Origin of the sequence: Stenotrophomonas sp. 1278, assembly GCF_029892765.1 — a bacterium.
Classification (GTDB): Bacteria; Pseudomonadota; Gammaproteobacteria; order Xanthomonadales; family Xanthomonadaceae; genus Stenotrophomonas; species Stenotrophomonas indicatrix.
In genome coordinates, this window is the sequence record NZ_JARXWD010000002.1 from 160,017 (window position 1) to 175,166 (window position 15,150).

General features: G+C 64.8%; 22 protein-coding genes. All 22 read left to right on the forward strand.

What is annotated here, in order from left to right:
* The first annotated feature begins 118 nt into the window (after nt 1-118).
* The 22 genes from M2299_RS02880 to M2299_RS02985 all read left to right on the forward strand — a co-directional run bounded on the left by M2299_RS02880 (nt 119) and on the right by M2299_RS02985 (nt 15,105).
* Nucleotides 119-769, forward strand: coding sequence for a hypothetical protein (locus tag M2299_RS02880; RefSeq protein WP_280883815.1), 651 nt, complete (start codon nt 119-121; stop codon nt 767-769).
* Nucleotides 770-957: 188 nt separating this feature from the next.
* Nucleotides 958-1,155, forward strand: coding sequence for a hypothetical protein (locus tag M2299_RS02885; protein ID WP_117311878.1), 198 nt, complete (start codon nt 958-960; stop codon nt 1,153-1,155).
* The gene (locus M2299_RS02890; protein ID WP_280883816.1) at nt 1,152-1,616 is read left to right on the forward strand and encodes a lysozyme; all 465 of its coding nucleotides are present in this window, start codon (nt 1,152-1,154) and stop codon (nt 1,614-1,616) included. The genes M2299_RS02885 and M2299_RS02890 overlap by 4 nt, the downstream gene beginning before the upstream one ends.
* Nucleotides 1,613-2,089, forward strand: a complete 477-nt coding sequence (locus M2299_RS02895) for a lysis system i-spanin subunit Rz (RefSeq protein ID WP_280883817.1) — start codon at nt 1,613-1,615, stop codon at nt 2,087-2,089. The genes M2299_RS02890 and M2299_RS02895 overlap by 4 nt, the downstream gene beginning before the upstream one ends.
* A gap of 8 nt (nt 2,090-2,097) precedes the next feature.
* Nucleotides 2,098-2,430 carry a DUF1064 domain-containing protein gene (locus M2299_RS02900; protein ID WP_280883818.1) on the forward strand — a complete coding sequence of 111 codons (333 nt, stop codon included), beginning with the start codon at nt 2,098-2,100 and terminating at the stop codon, nt 2,428-2,430.
* Nucleotides 2,431-2,592: 162 nt separating this feature from the next.
* Nucleotides 2,593-2,883 (forward strand): hypothetical protein, encoded by a 291-nt coding sequence (locus tag M2299_RS02905; protein ID WP_280883819.1) that lies wholly within the window; start codon nt 2,593-2,595, stop codon nt 2,881-2,883.
* Nucleotides 2,883-3,209, forward strand: a complete 327-nt coding sequence (locus tag M2299_RS02910) for an HNH endonuclease signature motif containing protein (RefSeq protein ID WP_280883820.1) — start codon at nt 2,883-2,885, stop codon at nt 3,207-3,209. The genes M2299_RS02905 and M2299_RS02910 overlap by 1 nt, the downstream gene beginning before the upstream one ends.
* 164 nt (nt 3,210-3,373) lie before the next feature.
* Nucleotides 3,374-3,754: a hypothetical protein gene (locus M2299_RS02915; protein ID WP_280883821.1), complete on the forward strand. Its 381-nt coding sequence runs from the start codon at nt 3,374-3,376 to the stop codon at nt 3,752-3,754.
* Between the two features lie 3 nt (nt 3,755-3,757).
* The gene (locus M2299_RS02920; RefSeq protein WP_280883822.1) at nt 3,758-5,428 is read left to right on the forward strand and encodes a terminase TerL endonuclease subunit; all 1,671 of its coding nucleotides are present in this window, start codon (nt 3,758-3,760) and stop codon (nt 5,426-5,428) included.
* Nucleotides 5,428-6,732: a phage portal protein gene (locus M2299_RS02925; protein WP_280883823.1), complete on the forward strand. Its 1,305-nt coding sequence runs from the start codon at nt 5,428-5,430 to the stop codon at nt 6,730-6,732. The genes M2299_RS02920 and M2299_RS02925 overlap by 1 nt, the downstream gene beginning before the upstream one ends.
* Nucleotides 6,719-7,456, forward strand: a complete 738-nt coding sequence (locus M2299_RS02930) for a head maturation protease, ClpP-related (protein WP_280883824.1) — start codon at nt 6,719-6,721, stop codon at nt 7,454-7,456. The genes M2299_RS02925 and M2299_RS02930 overlap by 14 nt, the downstream gene beginning before the upstream one ends.
* A 67-nt stretch (nt 7,457-7,523) precedes the next feature.
* Nucleotides 7,524-8,771, forward strand: coding sequence for a phage major capsid protein (locus M2299_RS02935; RefSeq protein WP_280883825.1), 1,248 nt, complete (start codon nt 7,524-7,526; stop codon nt 8,769-8,771).
* 56 nt (nt 8,772-8,827) lie between these two features.
* Nucleotides 8,828-9,415: a hypothetical protein gene (locus M2299_RS02940; protein ID WP_280883826.1), complete on the forward strand. Its 588-nt coding sequence runs from the start codon at nt 8,828-8,830 to the stop codon at nt 9,413-9,415.
* 3 nt (nt 9,416-9,418) lie between these two features.
* Nucleotides 9,419-9,841 (forward strand): head-tail connector protein, encoded by a 423-nt coding sequence (locus M2299_RS02945; protein WP_280883827.1) that lies wholly within the window; start codon nt 9,419-9,421, stop codon nt 9,839-9,841.
* Entirely contained in the window at nt 9,838-10,170 is a 333-nt protein-coding gene (locus tag M2299_RS02950) for a phage head closure protein (protein WP_280883828.1), read from the forward strand. Before M2299_RS02945 ends, M2299_RS02950 begins: the two co-directional genes overlap by 4 nt.
* Nucleotides 10,163-10,666, forward strand: coding sequence for an HK97-gp10 family putative phage morphogenesis protein (locus tag M2299_RS02955; RefSeq protein WP_280883829.1), 504 nt, complete (start codon nt 10,163-10,165; stop codon nt 10,664-10,666). The genes M2299_RS02950 and M2299_RS02955 overlap by 8 nt, the downstream gene beginning before the upstream one ends.
* Nucleotides 10,663-11,025, forward strand: coding sequence for a DUF3168 domain-containing protein (locus M2299_RS02960; protein ID WP_280883830.1), 363 nt, complete (start codon nt 10,663-10,665; stop codon nt 11,023-11,025). Before M2299_RS02955 ends, M2299_RS02960 begins: the two co-directional genes overlap by 4 nt.
* Nucleotides 11,026-11,103: 78 nt before the next feature.
* A complete protein-coding gene (locus M2299_RS02965; RefSeq protein WP_280883831.1) occupies nt 11,104-11,577 on the forward strand; it encodes a hypothetical protein in 474 nt (157 codons plus the stop codon).
* A 126-nt stretch (nt 11,578-11,703) separates the two neighbouring features.
* Nucleotides 11,704-12,075 carry a hypothetical protein gene (locus M2299_RS02970; protein ID WP_223484740.1) on the forward strand — a complete coding sequence of 124 codons (372 nt, stop codon included), beginning with the start codon at nt 11,704-11,706 and terminating at the stop codon, nt 12,073-12,075.
* Between the two features lie 77 nt (nt 12,076-12,152).
* The gene (locus M2299_RS02975; protein WP_263291353.1) at nt 12,153-12,368 is read left to right on the forward strand and encodes a hypothetical protein; all 216 of its coding nucleotides are present in this window, start codon (nt 12,153-12,155) and stop codon (nt 12,366-12,368) included.
* A 147-nt stretch (nt 12,369-12,515) separates the two neighbouring features.
* Nucleotides 12,516-14,339 carry a hypothetical protein gene (locus tag M2299_RS02980; protein ID WP_280883832.1) on the forward strand — a complete coding sequence of 608 codons (1,824 nt, stop codon included), beginning with the start codon at nt 12,516-12,518 and terminating at the stop codon, nt 14,337-14,339.
* A 34-nt stretch (nt 14,340-14,373) separates the two neighbouring features.
* A complete protein-coding gene (locus tag M2299_RS02985; protein WP_280883833.1) occupies nt 14,374-15,105 on the forward strand; it encodes a hypothetical protein in 732 nt (243 codons plus the stop codon).
* Nucleotides 15,106-15,150 lie beyond the last annotated feature (45 nt).

Consider the following 15,150-nt stretch of genomic DNA (forward strand, 5'->3'; position numbering starts at 1 on the left):
TGGGTGCGATCAAGAAGCCGGCGCGAGCGCGCGCTGCACAAGCAAACCACCAAGGGGAAGGCGCATGCGAATGAGTAGTGCACGGGAACTGCTGTCCAGCCGGACGGGCCCAAAGACCATGAGTTTCGATGGCAGCGCGGGCGGCCCGACCACCCAGGAGGTCGTGGCTGCGCTCGCGTACGTGCCGCACGGGCTGGGGCATGAGCTGCTGCAGGCAATGTGGTGGCCCGAGAGTGGTCAGCGCCGCCGCGAACAGCTGCGCCAGGCCGTCATCGCTTTGGTGGCACCGGAGTTCACCCGCCAGATGCACGAACTAGCCGACGCTCGCACGCACTTCGGCATCGCCAAGGCCAGCATGGGCTGGTGTGGCGGGACGGTCACCGATGCACAGCGACGCGAGCTGCGCCGAGCAGAGAAGGCGCTGGATGACGCGCGCGCTGCGGCATGGCCGAACAACACGATGGAGCAGCTTGGGGTTCTGGCTGGCGCTGTGATCGCGGAGATGGTCGGGGCATGCGAGTGCGATCGATGCGGCGGCAGGAAGGTTGTTCCAGATCCGGCGGGCGCAGGCGTAGTGAACTGCGGAGACTGTGGCGGAAGTGGCTGCGAGCCTCTGAGTGGCCGAAAGCGCGCCGGCGCCATCGGTGCGGATTGGTCGGCCTACAGCCGGTTCTGGCGGCCGGTCTATGAGTGGATGCTTGCCAACTTCCGCGCGGCCGAGGCGCGCGCTGCAAGGCAGTTCAGCAAGGCGCTCACGACGACAGCGTAACGATGACTTCCTAGGTCATCGAAATAGGCGGCAATCTTGCCACCATCCAATCGCAAGCCCCGGCCCAGCCGGGGCTTTTTCTTTGCCCGCGTCCCAGCCGGACAAACTCTCGTGCCCAGCCGGCGCTAGGGGCGGGCACCATTAACCGGGAGGGGCTTATGCCGAACCGGACAAGTCACGGGGCCACCATGAAGGACGAGATCATCAGCACTGCGGCCGGTGCCGTGGCCAAAGCCGCACCGCCGGTAACCGTCGCCGGCGCCGTCGCTGCGGGCGCGGATCTAGACCGCGTGGTGGTGGTGTTGACCATCGTCTATCTCGTTGGCCAGATCGCTTACCTGGGGTGGCGCTGGGTCCGCGAGTGGCGGCAGAGGGCGCAGGCATGAAGGCGAAAATCATCGGCGGAACTGCCGCAGCCGTTATTGCCCTGTCCGCCGCTGTGCTGGTCAAGCCGCGCGAGGGCTATGCACCGACGCCCTACATCGACATGGTCGGTGTTGCGACGTACTGCTACGGCGATACGGACAAGCCGGACCAGGCGTACTACACCGAGGCGGAGTGTGCTGCGCGGCTCAACAGCCGCCTGGGCGAGTACCTCACCGGCATACAGGCCTGCATCCATGTCCCGCTGGACCAGCACGAGTGGGCAGCACTGCTGAGCTGGTCCTACAACGTGGGGACCACCGCAGCCTGTGGCTCTTCGCTGGTGCGCAAGATCAACAGCGGGCGACCGGCCTCAGCCTGGTGCACAGAGCTGGACCGGTGGGTCTATGCAGGTGGGAAGCGCGTGCAGGGCCTGGTGGACCGTCGAGCGGCTGAGCGTCGGATGTGCGAGGGGCGGTCGTGAATCGCATCGTCATCGCCATCGTCGCATTCGTCGTTTGGTCCGCAGCCATGTTCGGCGCTGGCTGGTCATGGCGCGGTGACCGAGCTGAGGGTGTAGCGGCCCAGCAACGCGCGGCCGGCGCTGAGGCAATCGCCGACCAGGTGAATAAGACCCGCGCCACCGAGCAGAGCAAAGCCCTGCAGCTGGCCGACATTGGAGCCAAGCATGAAGAAGACCGGACTGCGGCCGAGGCCGTCCCTGCTGCTGTTGTGGCTGGCCTGCGCAGCGGCAATCTCCGCCTGCGCGACGACCTCGCCACCTGCCACACCGCTCGCCTGTCCGAAGCTGCCGCCGGCGCCGTCGAACGTGATGCGCGCGCCGAACTACGTCCAGAGGTTGTCGGAGCTGCTGTTCGAATCGTCACCGACGCCGAAGACCATGTCCGAGCCTGCCAAGCGGTGATCGCTGCTGACCGGCAGCCGGTGACGCAATGAACGGCCGGATGCTGGCGCTGGGCCGGTTGAAGGCCGGCGAGATGAACAAGACCGAGGCGGCGTATGCCTCGCGGCTGACCGCGTTGCAGGCTGCCGGCGAAATCCAATGGCACCGCTTCGAGGGCCTGAAGCTACGTCTGGCGGACAACACGTTCTACACCCCGGACTTTGCGGTCATGGCAGCCGACGGCGTCATGGAGTGCCACGAGGTGAAGGGCCATTGGCAGGACGATGCAAGGGCCAAGATCAAGATCGCCGCGTCCATGTATCCGTTCCGCTTCATCGCGGTGAAGGTCAAGGCCAAGCGGGACGGCGGCGGCTGGGCAGTGGAGGAGTTCTGATGGCTGGAGCAGTGACGGCTACCGTCCGCATGCGCTGGTGGCTGCGGTGCTACTTGGCCGCGGTGGTGTGGTTTGCCAGGACGACGGGCATGGAACCGGACTGGGAACGGGTTGAGGGATGGATACGCCGTGGCTTGGTACTGCGAACGACGAGGGTTGCTGATGGACGTTCCACAGATTGAAGAGCTGGCGGCAGCACTGGCCGCTGAGCAGGCTGCGCGCGCTGCAGCAGTCACCGCCTTGGCCGGGCGCATCGATGGCAGCACAGACGCTCGCATTGACCGTCTGGTCGGGGTCATCGAGCAGCAGGGCGAGCAGATCGCGGAGCTGGCGGCGCATGTCGGCATGCTGGTCCAATCTGTCGCGCAGCTGTTGGGGGAGGAGGCTGGCACACCGGTTCCGGACGAAGGTGCCGAGCCTCCGCGCGCGGACTTGGACGGGAACCCGTACTGATGCCTGTCAGGCCACCGCAGCACCGAGCGGCAGGTTGGCGTCCCTACAAAGAAACCAGCGCCCAGGTGCGCAAGAGGCAGGCCCGCCGCGCGCTGCCAACGAACTCAGCGCTCTGGAGGCGGATCCGAGCGGTGGTGCTGGCCCGTGAGCCGCTGTGCAGGTGCTGCGCGGAGCAGGGAAGGGTGCGGGCAGCCACTGAGGTCGACCACATCGACGGGGACGATGCCAACAACGCCGACAGCAACCTGCAGCCCCTGTGCCGGCCGTGCCACAGCACGAAAACAGCGCTGGAGAACGGCGGATTCGGCCGAGGAGCGCGGGATTGATGGTTCCACGAGCGTGGAACGTCCACAATCACGCAAATTAACGAAATATTAACATTTGAACGGGGGGGAGGGTCAAAGTTCGGCGCCTTCTCGCGACGATACGCGCGCCCCCCTTTCTTCGCGCGTCCACAGAATTTGAATTTCAGATTTGGAGCTGACCGGCGATGGCCAGGCACAAGCAGCCCGCCGAGCTGGCCAAGCTCAAGGGGGCGGATAAGCGCAACCCACAGCGCTACAAGACCGAGGCGCCAAAGACGGGGAAGTCGCTGGGCAAGGTGCCCGGCCATCTGCCCGAAGAGGTCTCAGTGGTCTGGAAGGAGCTGGAGAAGTGCGCCCTGCCGGGCGTCCTCACCAGCGCAGACCGTTTCATCATGGAAGTGGCGTCATCGCTGCTTTCCGAGTTCCGCGCCAATCGCGGCGAGTTCGTCGCGGCCAAGTACTCCCACCTGATCGGCTGCCTGGCGCGCTTGGGCCTGACCCCGGCGGACCGTCAGAAGCTGGGGACCGAGAAGACCCCGGAGGGCAACCCATTCGACGAGTTCTGATCCATGACCCCCACCGATTCAGCCAAGGCCTACGCCAAGGGCGTCACGGCGGGAAAGATCATTGCCAACGAGTTCATCCGGTTGGCCTGCCAGCGGTTCCTCGATGACCTGAAGCGAAAGGGGGCCGACTGGCCCTACAAGTACGACGCCGAGAAGGCAGACCGTGCGGTGCGCTTCATGGAGAAGATGCCGCACACCAAGGGAAAGTGGGCGGCGCAGAAACGGCTGCTGGTGCTTGAGCCATGGCAGCGCTTCATTGAGTGCAATTTGTTCGGCTGGGTCCACAAGAAGACGGGGCATCGGCGGTTCCGCCGTGCCTACGAGGAGATCCCGCGCAAGAACGGCAAGTCGCTTCGCCTGGCTGCCCGTGGCCTGTACTTGTTCTGCGCAGACGGCGAGGCAGGTGCCGAGGTCTACTCAGGCGCCACCAGCGAGAAACAGGCCTTCGAGGTGTTTCGGCCGGCCTGGCAGATGGTCCAGAAACTGCCGGCGCTGCGCTCGCGCTTCGGCATTGAGCAGGCCGGCAACCCGAAGAACCCCGGCCCGCTCTTCGTCATTGAGGACATGTCGAAGTTCGAGACGATGATCGGCAAGCCGGGCGACGGTTCGAGCCCGCATGCTGCGCTCGTGGACGAGTACCACGAGCACGACGACGACCACATGGTCGATGCGATGGAAACTGGTATGGGCGCGCGCGAGCAGCCCCTGCTGTCGATCATCACCACAGCCGGCACCAATCTATCCGGCCCTTGCTTCGAAATGCGGGGCGATGCGATACGCATCCTGCGCGGCGAGGTCACCGACGAAACGGTTTTCGCCGCGATCTACTGCATCGATGAGGGCGACCGTTGGGACGACCCGGCGAGCCTGCGCAAAGCTAACCCCAACTACGGCGTGTCTGTATTCGAGCAGTTCCTGCTCGATCAGCTGGCCAAGGCAAAGCGGTCAGCGAGCAAGCAGAGCGCTTTCCGCACCAAGCACTTGAACGACTGGGTGGGCGCCAAGCTCGCGTGGATGAACATGCTGGCGTGGCAGCGGCAGAAGCGGGCGTTTGAGATTGACGACTTCGCCGGGTGCCCGTGCTGGGTCGGCGTTGACCTGGCTTCGAAGCTGGACGTGGCCGCGGTCGTGATGCTGTTCGAGAAGGACGACAGCTACTACGTTATCCCAAGGTTCTACGTGCCGGAGTCGGCCGTGGAGGATAACGAGAAGTACCAGCATTTCCTGCTGGACGAGCTGATCGTGTCCACCCCCGGCAACATGACCGATTACGCCTTCATCGAAGAAGAGCTGAAGGAGCTTGCCGCGCGGGGTATCGACGTTCGGGATATCGCGTTCGATCCGGCCCAGGCGGCGTACCTCATGACGAGGCTGGAGCAGGAAAGCCTGCCGGTGGTCGAGATGGCACAGTCCGTGCGCAATCTGTCAGAGCCGATGAAGGAAGTGGAAGCGCTGATCCTCTCACGTCGCTTGTGGCACGACGGCAACGCGGCGATGACATGGATGATGGGCAACGTGGTTGCGCGCCTGGACGCGAAGGAGCACGTCTACCCGCGCAAGGAAAAGATGGAGAGCAAGATCGACGGCGCGGTGGCGCTAATCATGGCCATGGGCCGCGCCATGCAGGCGCGGGACACCGGCACAACCCAACAAGGCTTCGTGGTGATCGACTGATGTTCGGACTATTCGAGAAGAACCGGCGGGCTGATGCCCGCGACCGTATCGAGCCGACGATCAGCAACCTGGTCGACGGCGAGGTGATCCAATCCTCCAGCCCGGCAATGTTCGAGGTGTTCGGGAACCCGACGACCGCCTCTGGAGCGGTGGTCAGCCCGGAATCTGCGATGCGGGTCTCTGCGGTGTTCGCCGCCGTTTCGTTGCTGGCAGGTGCGATAGCGCAGCTACCGCTGCCCGTCTTCGAGCGGGTGGATGGGCACCGCAAGCGGGCTGAGCACGACTACTGGTGGCTGCTGAACGAACAGTTTTCCTCCGGTTGGTCGAGCGCTACCGGCTGGGAGTTCATCGTCGGCCAAATGCTGCTGCGCGGTGATGGCGTCGCGTATATGACGCGTAACCGCGCCGGCGTGGCGACGGGGTTGATTCCCTGGCCCCGCGACAGAGTGATGATTCTCAAGCAGGACAAGACCAGCCCACGTGAACCGACGCGCCTGCAGTACACGTTCCACGACGTGGACGGGTACTTCACCGTTGACCAGGACGACGTGCTCCATTTCCCCGGCTTCGGATTCAACGGCGTGCACGGGATGTCGGTGATCCAGTGGGGTGCTCGGAACGGCATCGGCATTGCCATCCAAGGGGATGAGCATGCCGGCAAGTTCTTCAGCGAGGGCGGTAAACCGGAGGTGGCCATCACGGCGACCAACAAAATGAACCAGGCGATGCAGGATGACTTCCGCGATGCCTGGGTCAAGAAGTACGGAGGCACGCAGGGCAACCGCCGCATACCTCTGATCCTGACGGAAGGGCTCGATATCAAGGAGCTGACCATGTCCGCCGTCGACCAGCAGTTGCTGGAGTCCCGGCAATGGCAGGTCATCGACGTGGCTCGCGCATTCGGTGTTCCACCTCACATGATCGGCGAGACGACCAAGTCCACCAGCTGGGGCAGCGGCATCGAGAGCATGGGCATCGGCTTCGTGAAGTACACGCTGGGTCCGCACCTGAAACGGATCAAGGACGAGCTGAACCGCAAGCTGTTCCGCACGCCGCGCTACTTCGTTGAGCACAACGTTGACATGTTCATGGCCGGTGACTCGAAAACGCAGGCTGAGTACTTCAGCAAGGCGCTGGGCGGCCCCGGAACGACAGGCTGGATGGTCGTGAACGAAGTCCGCCGCCTCAAGAACCTGCCTCCCATCGAGGGTGGCGACGAGCTTTACAAACCGAAAGATCCCGCGCCACCGGCGAAGCCCAGCGGCGACGACCCTGAAAGGAACCCTGACGATGCCGATTCCTAAGCTGCTGCAGCTGGCCAAGAACAATGCAGGCCAGTCCCGGCCGATCCGCGCCGAGGCGGACGGCAAAGAGGCCACCATCTACCTGCACGGCGTTATCGGTGGGTGGTGGGGCGACATTGACGAAACGATGTTCGCCCAGGCCATGGCGGGCATTGACGCGGACGTGATCCACCTGCGCATTGACTCGCCCGGCGGCGACGTGTTCGCGGCACGTTCGATGATGACCGCCATTGCCCAGCACAAGGCAACGGTTATTGCCCACATCGATGGCTTGGCCGCCTCGGCTATGACGGGGGTTTGCATGGCATGCGACAAGGTCGAGATCAGCCAAGGCGCCGGGTTCATGATCCACAACGCGTGGACAATCACAGTCGGCAACAAGGCAGACATGACCAAGACTGGCGAGCTGCTGGCCAAGATCGATGCCGGCCTGGCTGGTGACTACACCCGCCGCACCGGCAAGGATCAGGCGCAGATCGTCCAGTGGATGGACGAAGAGACCTGGTTCACGGCTGACGAGGCCAAGGAACACGGCTTCGCAGACGAGGTGGTGGAGATCGTGGGCAAGAAGAAGGCATCCAATACCTGGGATCTTTCCGCATACGACAACGCTCCGGCCGCGCTGGCCAATCGCAAGACCGAACCCGACGACGGCGCAGCCGCCGCGGCCCACAAAGCCAACCTGTCGCGCCGTCTGGCGCTGCTGGAACGCTCCGCTGCGTAAGCGACTCCCGCCCGCAGTTACTCCGACCGCCGAAAGGCGGTTTTTTTTCGACCAGAGGAAATAGCTAATGCCCTTCAACATTCAGGCCGAGCGGGAGCGCCGTACCGCGCTGGCAAAGGAAACCCGCAACCTGCTGGACACCAGCACCGGTGACGGCAACAAGTGGACCCCGGAAAACCAGAAGAAGTACGACGAGAACGTCGGCGAGATCGAGCGAATCGATGCGGCTATCGAGCGCCACCAGAAGGTCATGGACCTGACGGCCGACGAGGCACTGCGCGAACAGGGCGTGCGCGAGCACTCCACCTCGGCGACCCGTGGTGGCCGGGAGCTGTCCAACGAAATGCGGCTGTTCGACCGCTGGGCACGCGGTGGTGACGGCGCCCTGAACGCAGAGGACTGGAAGCAGGTCAACGCGGCAATGTCGGGCAACCCGGCCGTCAACCCGGAACAGGGCGGCTACACCGTGCCCACCACGCTGGCCGAGCAGATCCTGGAATCGCTCAAGGCCTACGGCGGCATGCGCCAGGTGGCCGACGTGTTCAGCACCGCCGGCGGCGAGCCGATGCAGTACCCGACCAGCGACGGCACCTCGGAAGAGGGCGAGCTGGTGGCCGAGAATCAGTCGGCGACCGACCAGGATGTGGCTTTCGGCACCAAGGGCCTGCAGGTCTACAAGTACAGCTCCAAGGTGGTGACCGTGCCGTGGGAGCTGCTGCAGGACAGCACCGCCGATATTGCCGGCTTCATCGAGAAGCGGCTGCAGACCCGCCTGGGCCGCATCACCAATCGCAACTACACCGTCGGCAGCGGCGTCGGTCAGCCGATGGGTGCTTTCACTGCGGCCTCGGTTGGCAAGATCGGTTCCGCGTCGGCTCTCCCGATCATCACCTATGACGACCTGGTGGATCTGGAGCACAGCGTCGACCCGGCCTATCGCGCGCTGGCGAAGTGGATGTTCCACGACGACATGCTCAAGCTGATTCGCAAGGTGAAGGACGACCAGGGCCGGCCGATCTTCGTACCGGGCTACGAGCAGGGCAACCCGGGCGGTGCGCCGGATCGCCTGCTCAACCGCGATATCCAGATCAACCAGCACGCGCCGGCGCCGGCAGCCGGGGCAACTTCCATCGCGTTCGGCGACTTCAGCTACTACAAGATCCGCGACGTGATGGCGGTGACCCTGTTCCGCTTCAACGACTCGGCCTACGTCAAGAAGGGACAGGTGGGCTTCATGGCGTGGATGCGCTCCGGCGGCAACCTGGTTGATGTGGGTGGAGCGCTGAAGACCTTCAAGCACGGCGCCGCGGCCTAAGCGCCCGGACCACGAACGGAGGGGCGCCCCGCGTGGGGCGTCCCTCGGAGACGATCATGGCAAAGCAGAAGAACACCGCAACGCGGGTTGCGCCAGTTGTCGCGGCCGAGGCTGGCGCGCCCGTCACGGCCCCGGTAGTCGTTGATGCTGGCGCGGCCACCGGTGAGAAGCCCGAAGAACTGACCGGCGATGCTGAACTGCCGGTTGCCGGGGGCGCCGAGGTGGTCACCGGTGAGCCCGGCCAGGTGGCCGACGGCGTAGATGAAGACGGCGCGGCGGTCACAGTACCGGCAGTCGTTGATGCCGGTGCGGCTACCGGTGAAGAAACCGCAGAACTTACCGGCGATGCTGAACTGCCGATTGTCGGCGGCGCCGAGGTGGTCGCCCGTGAGCCCGGACAGATTGCCGACGGCGGGGGCGAAGACAACGGCGCGGCCGAAGCAGAGAGCGCCGCGTCGCCGCCGCAACAGCCGCCGCAGCCATCGGAGCGTGAGACAGTGCCGGCTCTGGTGCTCAGCGACAACCACTTGGGCAAGGTCGGCCAGGTAATCCAAGTCGATGCGGCCCACGCCGAGGCGCTGCGCCTGGGCGGGCTGATCGACACCCATCCCAACGCGATCAAGGCGGCAACGCCGGAGGAGTAGCCCATGCTGCGCACGGTGAGCCCGGCGACCGAGGAGCCTGTGTCGCTGAGTGAAGCGAAGGCGCATCTTGTCGTGATCCATGACGCCGACGACGCCCTGATCGGGGCGTTCATTGCCGCTGCTCGCGAGTCCGTGGAGCGCAATACCGGCTATGCGTTGGTGGAGGCTTCCTACGAATGGACGCCAGTGGGACAGCGGCAATCGCCTCTCCCCATTGAGCCGGCGACGGTGACGAGCGCTGCCGGCGAGTATCCGGTTCTCTTCACCACCACCCCCGGACCAATGCCAGGGCCGTTGCGGGCCGCGATCTTGCTGACGCTTGGCGACCTCTACGCCAATCGCGAAGGATTGGTGGTGGGTGCGACCTGTGTCGAGAATCCAACCGTGGATCGCCTGATGTTCCCATACCGTCGGGTGCTGCCATGAGGCGGGCAGGAAAGTATCGCCATCGCATTGCCTTGCAGATTCAAGAACCCGTGCGGGATCCGCTTGGAGGCGATGAGTTGGAATGGGTGGGCTGGCAGGCAGATGTGCCGGCCGAGGTGGTCCCGCTTTCAGGGCGTGAATTCGTTGCTGCATCGGCTGAGCACGGCCAAGTCACAGCGCGCATGGAAATTCCGTATCTGCCTGGTGTTCTGAACACAATGCGCGCGGTGTTTGACGGCCAGCACTACGCGATCCGCGCCGTCCTGCCTGATCCCACGGCGCGGGGGCATATCACCTTGATGGTAGACGCGGGGCTCTCCGATGGCTGAGCAGATCGAGGTCCATGGCCTTGACGGGCTCTTGTCGTCGCTGAAGGCGCTGCCGGTTGAGCTGCAGGGAAAGCCTCTGCAGACCGCGCTGCGTCGGGGCGGCAATCTGATTCGCGATGCGGCCCGCGCTCGTGTGCCGCGTGCCAGCGGCTTCTTGGCCACGCAGATCGTGGTGCGCAGGGCCAATGCGCGCAATCGGAACAAGGCCGGCGTTGGGCCGGGTGGCGAGTATTTCACCGTTGGCGTCAAAACTGGCAAACGCGCCAAGTATGCCAACACCAAGAGGAACCGTCGGCAGCGCCGGGTTGGCAAGGTCTACGTGCAGGCAGGCTGGGCCAGCTACTGGCGGTATCTGGAATTTGGCACGAAGAAGATGGCGGCAAAGCCGTTCCTGACGCCAGCCGCCGAGGCAAACGGGCCCCAGGCGGCGCAGCTGATTGTGGACCAGACCCGCGCGTCTATCGACCGGGTAATGAAGGCAAGGGGGTGGAAATGATGGTGCCGCTTATCCAACAGCTGCTGCAGGGCGACGAGGCCGTGCGGACTCTGTTTGGTGATCCCGTCCGTGTTTTCCCCTCTATGGCGCCGCAGGACACCGCATTGCCTTACGCCACGTGGGATGTTGTGGGCGGCTCACCAACCAACCTGCTTTCCGAGCGACCGCCCGCCGATGGCTGGCGCGTCCGGTTGACGGTGTGGGGGAAATCGACGTCCAAAGCCAACGCTGCTGCGGTGGCAGTTCGCGACGCTGTGGAGACAGTCGGAAGCATCGAGTCCTACAACCCTCCTCCCGATGACGACGATACAGGGGCGTTTGGCATCTCCTTCGACGCTCGACTGCTGCAGCTTCGCTGACCAACTCAACGGCAATCCATCGGCCCCGCAAGGGGCTTTTTTCATACCCGGCGACGGGCACAACGCAAGGAAAACCCTATGGGACAGGTACTGAAGTCCAAGCACACCCAGCTGTTCATCGCCATCGGCGCGGCGGAGGTCATCAAGGTGACCCGTGTCCGTTCGGTCGGCTTCCCTGACGGCCAGGCCTCGGAAATCGATATCTCGGACTTCGATGACGACTGGGATCAGTTCGTCGCTGGTCGCAAGGCGACCGGCAGCACGAGCATCGAGGTGATCTATGACTCGGTCGATTCCGAGGCGCTGGAGGAACTGCACCGCACTGGCGCGGTGGTCAACTTCCTGGTCACCGCGCCGGCCAGCGAAACGGCGGGCGCGGATAAGCCTGCGGCGGTAAATGGCGTCATCACCCCGCCGACGGCGGTTGTGTCGAAGCAGTTCAATGGCTTCGTGCAGAACTTCGCGGTGACGGTGGCCGACAACGATGTGTGGAAGGCCACGATGACCATCCGTGGCTCCGGCGCAGTCGAAACGCACCGCCCGGCGCCCTGACCGCAACAACGGCGCTCTCTCTTTCGGCCCACTTCGGTGGGCCTTCTCTTTGGCAGGGCGCGCGGATCCTCCGCGTGTTAGCCGTGCGCGGCCCGCGCGCCCTGTCGCCATTCAAGGAAACGGCCAATGAGCAAGACCAACGACAGCAACGAAGCCCTGGCAGGAACGGTGAGCATCCTTCAGGCGTTCACCAGCGCCGGCATGTTCGCCGCAAAGGACGTGCAGCCGGACACAATCGAACTGCCGGACGGCACCAAGGCGGAGTTCTTCGTGCGCGCGCTGCCGGATACCGAGTTCCGCCAGCTGTGGAGCACCGCCGACCGCGCCAAGCTGATCGCGGCCACGATCTGCGATGAGAGCGGCAAGCGTGTACTCACTGAAAAGCAGGCGGGCGAGCTGAAGCCGAAGGTGGCGGCAAGTCTGCAGACGATTGCGCTCAAGCACGCAGGCTTCGGCAGTGACGCTGACGCCCTGCGGGAAGAAGCGGGAAACGGCTAAGGCAGCGCGGCGAGGATTGGTTCTGGCATGTCCTCGCTGGCCATCTGCATCGCACGGTGGCGGAGCTGCGATCCACCATGTCGCGCCGGGAGTTCCTGTGGTGGTGGGAGTTCCACAAGCGCAACCCCATCGACCCGGTCAGCATCCACCAGAAGCCTGCGGCATTCATCGCGTACATCACAGCTGCACACAGCCAAGGCGGAACTAAGCGCGGCATGCAGCATTTCCTAGACGCCCTGGTGCCTCGCTCTGACGACGACGAGGCGCAGGACTGGTTCGATTCCCTTGGATGACCCATGGCTGACACCTTCGGGCGCTTCGCAGCGCTCCCCATTGGACCCCTGCTCGCAGCTCGCGACGGAGGGCTTACTCTCGCAACTACCGCAGCCGCCGACGCGCGGAGGTGCGCGCGGTCCGACTTCGCGCTCACGAACGGAACCGTGGGCGTCGAGTTCGCCGCGTGGGGTGATGACGATCTGGCGGCAGTAGTCGGGTTTGTGAACGATGCCGCGCCGCTCAACGAGTCGTTAGGCTCCAACGGTGCCGGTATCGGGTGGGATCTGGCGACCGGTCGGCTAGTGCAAGGGATCGGCGCGATTGCCACTGGCCTGCCGACGGTGGCCAAGGGCGATATTGTCGGGCTACGTGTGGTGTTTGGTGGCCCGTCTCGCCTGCAGCTCTACCTAAATGGGGCGATGGTTCATCAGCGGGATTTGCTGCTGGCGGGGCCGCTCCACTTTGCGGCGTCTCTCGCGGCCACGAAAGCGGGTGGCCTGTGCCTAGCGGTCAACGCCGGGCAGTGGGGGGCGCGCAGTGATGCAGCGATTGCCGGTTGGCGGCTGGATCAGGCACAAGCCGCTGCCACTCGCCTTGCCGATGCCGACTGGCTTTCGGCACCGGGCGATAGCCCCGCAAATGCCCGCTACGAAGGGTTGGTGGCCGAGGGCGTGAACCTGGTGCAGGAATTGAGTTTCTGGCCGTGGGGAGGTGACCCCGTATCGCAAACGGCAGCTGCTGAGTGCGTGGTGGCTGATGCCGACGGCATGCTTGACGGTCTCGCGCCCTCGGGCGGCTCGGGTGCCTCGGTACAGATCCTGCTGGTTGATGAAACCGCCATGCTCGCCGACGCGGCGCCGGTGTTCCGTTGCGCGATCGATCAGATCGAGATCAACGACGACGGCAGCAAGACCCTCCATCTGCGGGACGCGCACGACTATCTGGCCCAGCCCATCAACCGCGGCGTCTTCCTGCCCAATGTCGCGTCACTGGCATGGAAGCCGCAGCCGGTCGTGATCGGCGCCGTGGCGAGCGTGCCGGCCGCCGGCGGCAATTCCGATGCCACGTCCATGTTCCTGGCAGATGGTCCGGTCTACGTCGACGCCGTCATGGATCGCGGCGACCTGATGGAGCCGGAAACGTTCGAGGTGGCCCCGGATCAGCAGCAGCTTCTGATGAAGTCTCCCCCGGTGACGCCAGTTGTGGTGGACCTGTCCAGCGTGGGGGCCGGCATGGCCCCCGCAACGCTGTCTGTGGCCGTCGCGGAGATCATGGGGCGTCTCAGCATGGGAGCCTGGTCTGCAGCGGATTGCGCGGCCGTGGATGCGGCCTCGGGCTATGCTGGGGTCGGGTACTACGCGGGAACCTCGATCACCGGCCGCGACGCGCTCAATGCGATCCTGCCCAGCTACGGAACGGGGTGCTATCAGGACGCGACGGGGGTGCTTCGGTTCGCTCGGGTGGTTGCGCCGGAAAGCTACGTGGGCGCACCGGCGTTCGAGCTGAGCGAAGACGACATGGCCAGCGACCTGGTGGGCGTGCCGGATGACGCACCCAACCTGACGCGACGCATGGCCTACAGGCCGAATGCCCAGGCCCTCGGCGCGTCGGATCTCGTCACCGATGTGGTCGACGTTCCGCAGGCGCGGCGCGACGAGTTGACGGCCCTCTATCGCGGCCAGGTATTCGCGGCGGGCCCGCTGAACGCTCACTACCGCCGGGCAGACGCAGCAGATCCGGTGATCTCGCTGTTCTGGCGGGCAGTCGATGCCCAGGCCGAAATCGACCGGGTGGTGGCGATCTATGAGCGGCAGCGCTTCTTCTATCAGGTCACCGTCCGCGGCGATCAGCAGCTGGCGCCGCTGCCCGGGCAAATTGGCCGGCTGTCCTACGGCCGTTACGGCCTGGCCGACGGGAAGCCGGTGATGGTGCGCCGAGTCGAGCGAAACCCAGCCACGGGTGATGTGGTGCTGACCTTGTGGGGATGAGAACGTGCTTATCGGATTTGGAATGCCGGCTGCGGTGACCGTGGCGCTGGCCGGCGGGACGTGGCTCAGTAGCGATCAGGGCTCGGCCCTTTTCGACGGCAAGCCTGGTCGCGCCAGTCGGATCCGCAGGACGGGGCCGCTTTCGGTCACGGTCACGCTTGCTCAGGCTGTGGTGCCAGGGATCGTGGCAGTGCTGGGTCTGAATGTCCCTCCTGGCGTTGAGGTTCGTGCTGCAGGCGCAGTGGGCACAGCCACGCGCCTCCCTGACGGCAGCGTGTGCGCGTGGCTATTTCCACAGGTGCAGATGCCTGTTGCGACCGTCTCGGTGGAGATCGACACAACCGTGACGAACGTCGATATCGGCGAGATTGCCATCTTCCAGGCTGTCGATGTCGGTATCAGCGACGGATGGGGTGTTGCCCCAATCGACACCAGCGCTCACACGCGAACGAAGGGCGGTCAGGTCAACACTGTTCCCGGGGCGGTGTACCGCCGCCTGACCTGCACCTTCTCGGGTCGGGCTACCGACGTTGTTCGTGGCGGCGGGCTGGCCGGTGTCGATTGGGAGACCGTCGCTGCGGCGCTGGCTGGGCGACACCGTTCCTGCGTGGTCCCCCAGTACAGGGACATGGCAACAAAGGAGCTGGACCCCAGGTTGGCGGCGCGATCCGCGCTGTATGGCTACCCGACTCAGCTGCCGAGCGCGGAGAACATCAGCCGGCAGTACTTCACGGGATACATGGAGTTCGAAGAGGTGCCCGCCTGACCGCACGCATCCAATAGTGGCATCATCCAGGGACAATCAAAGCAG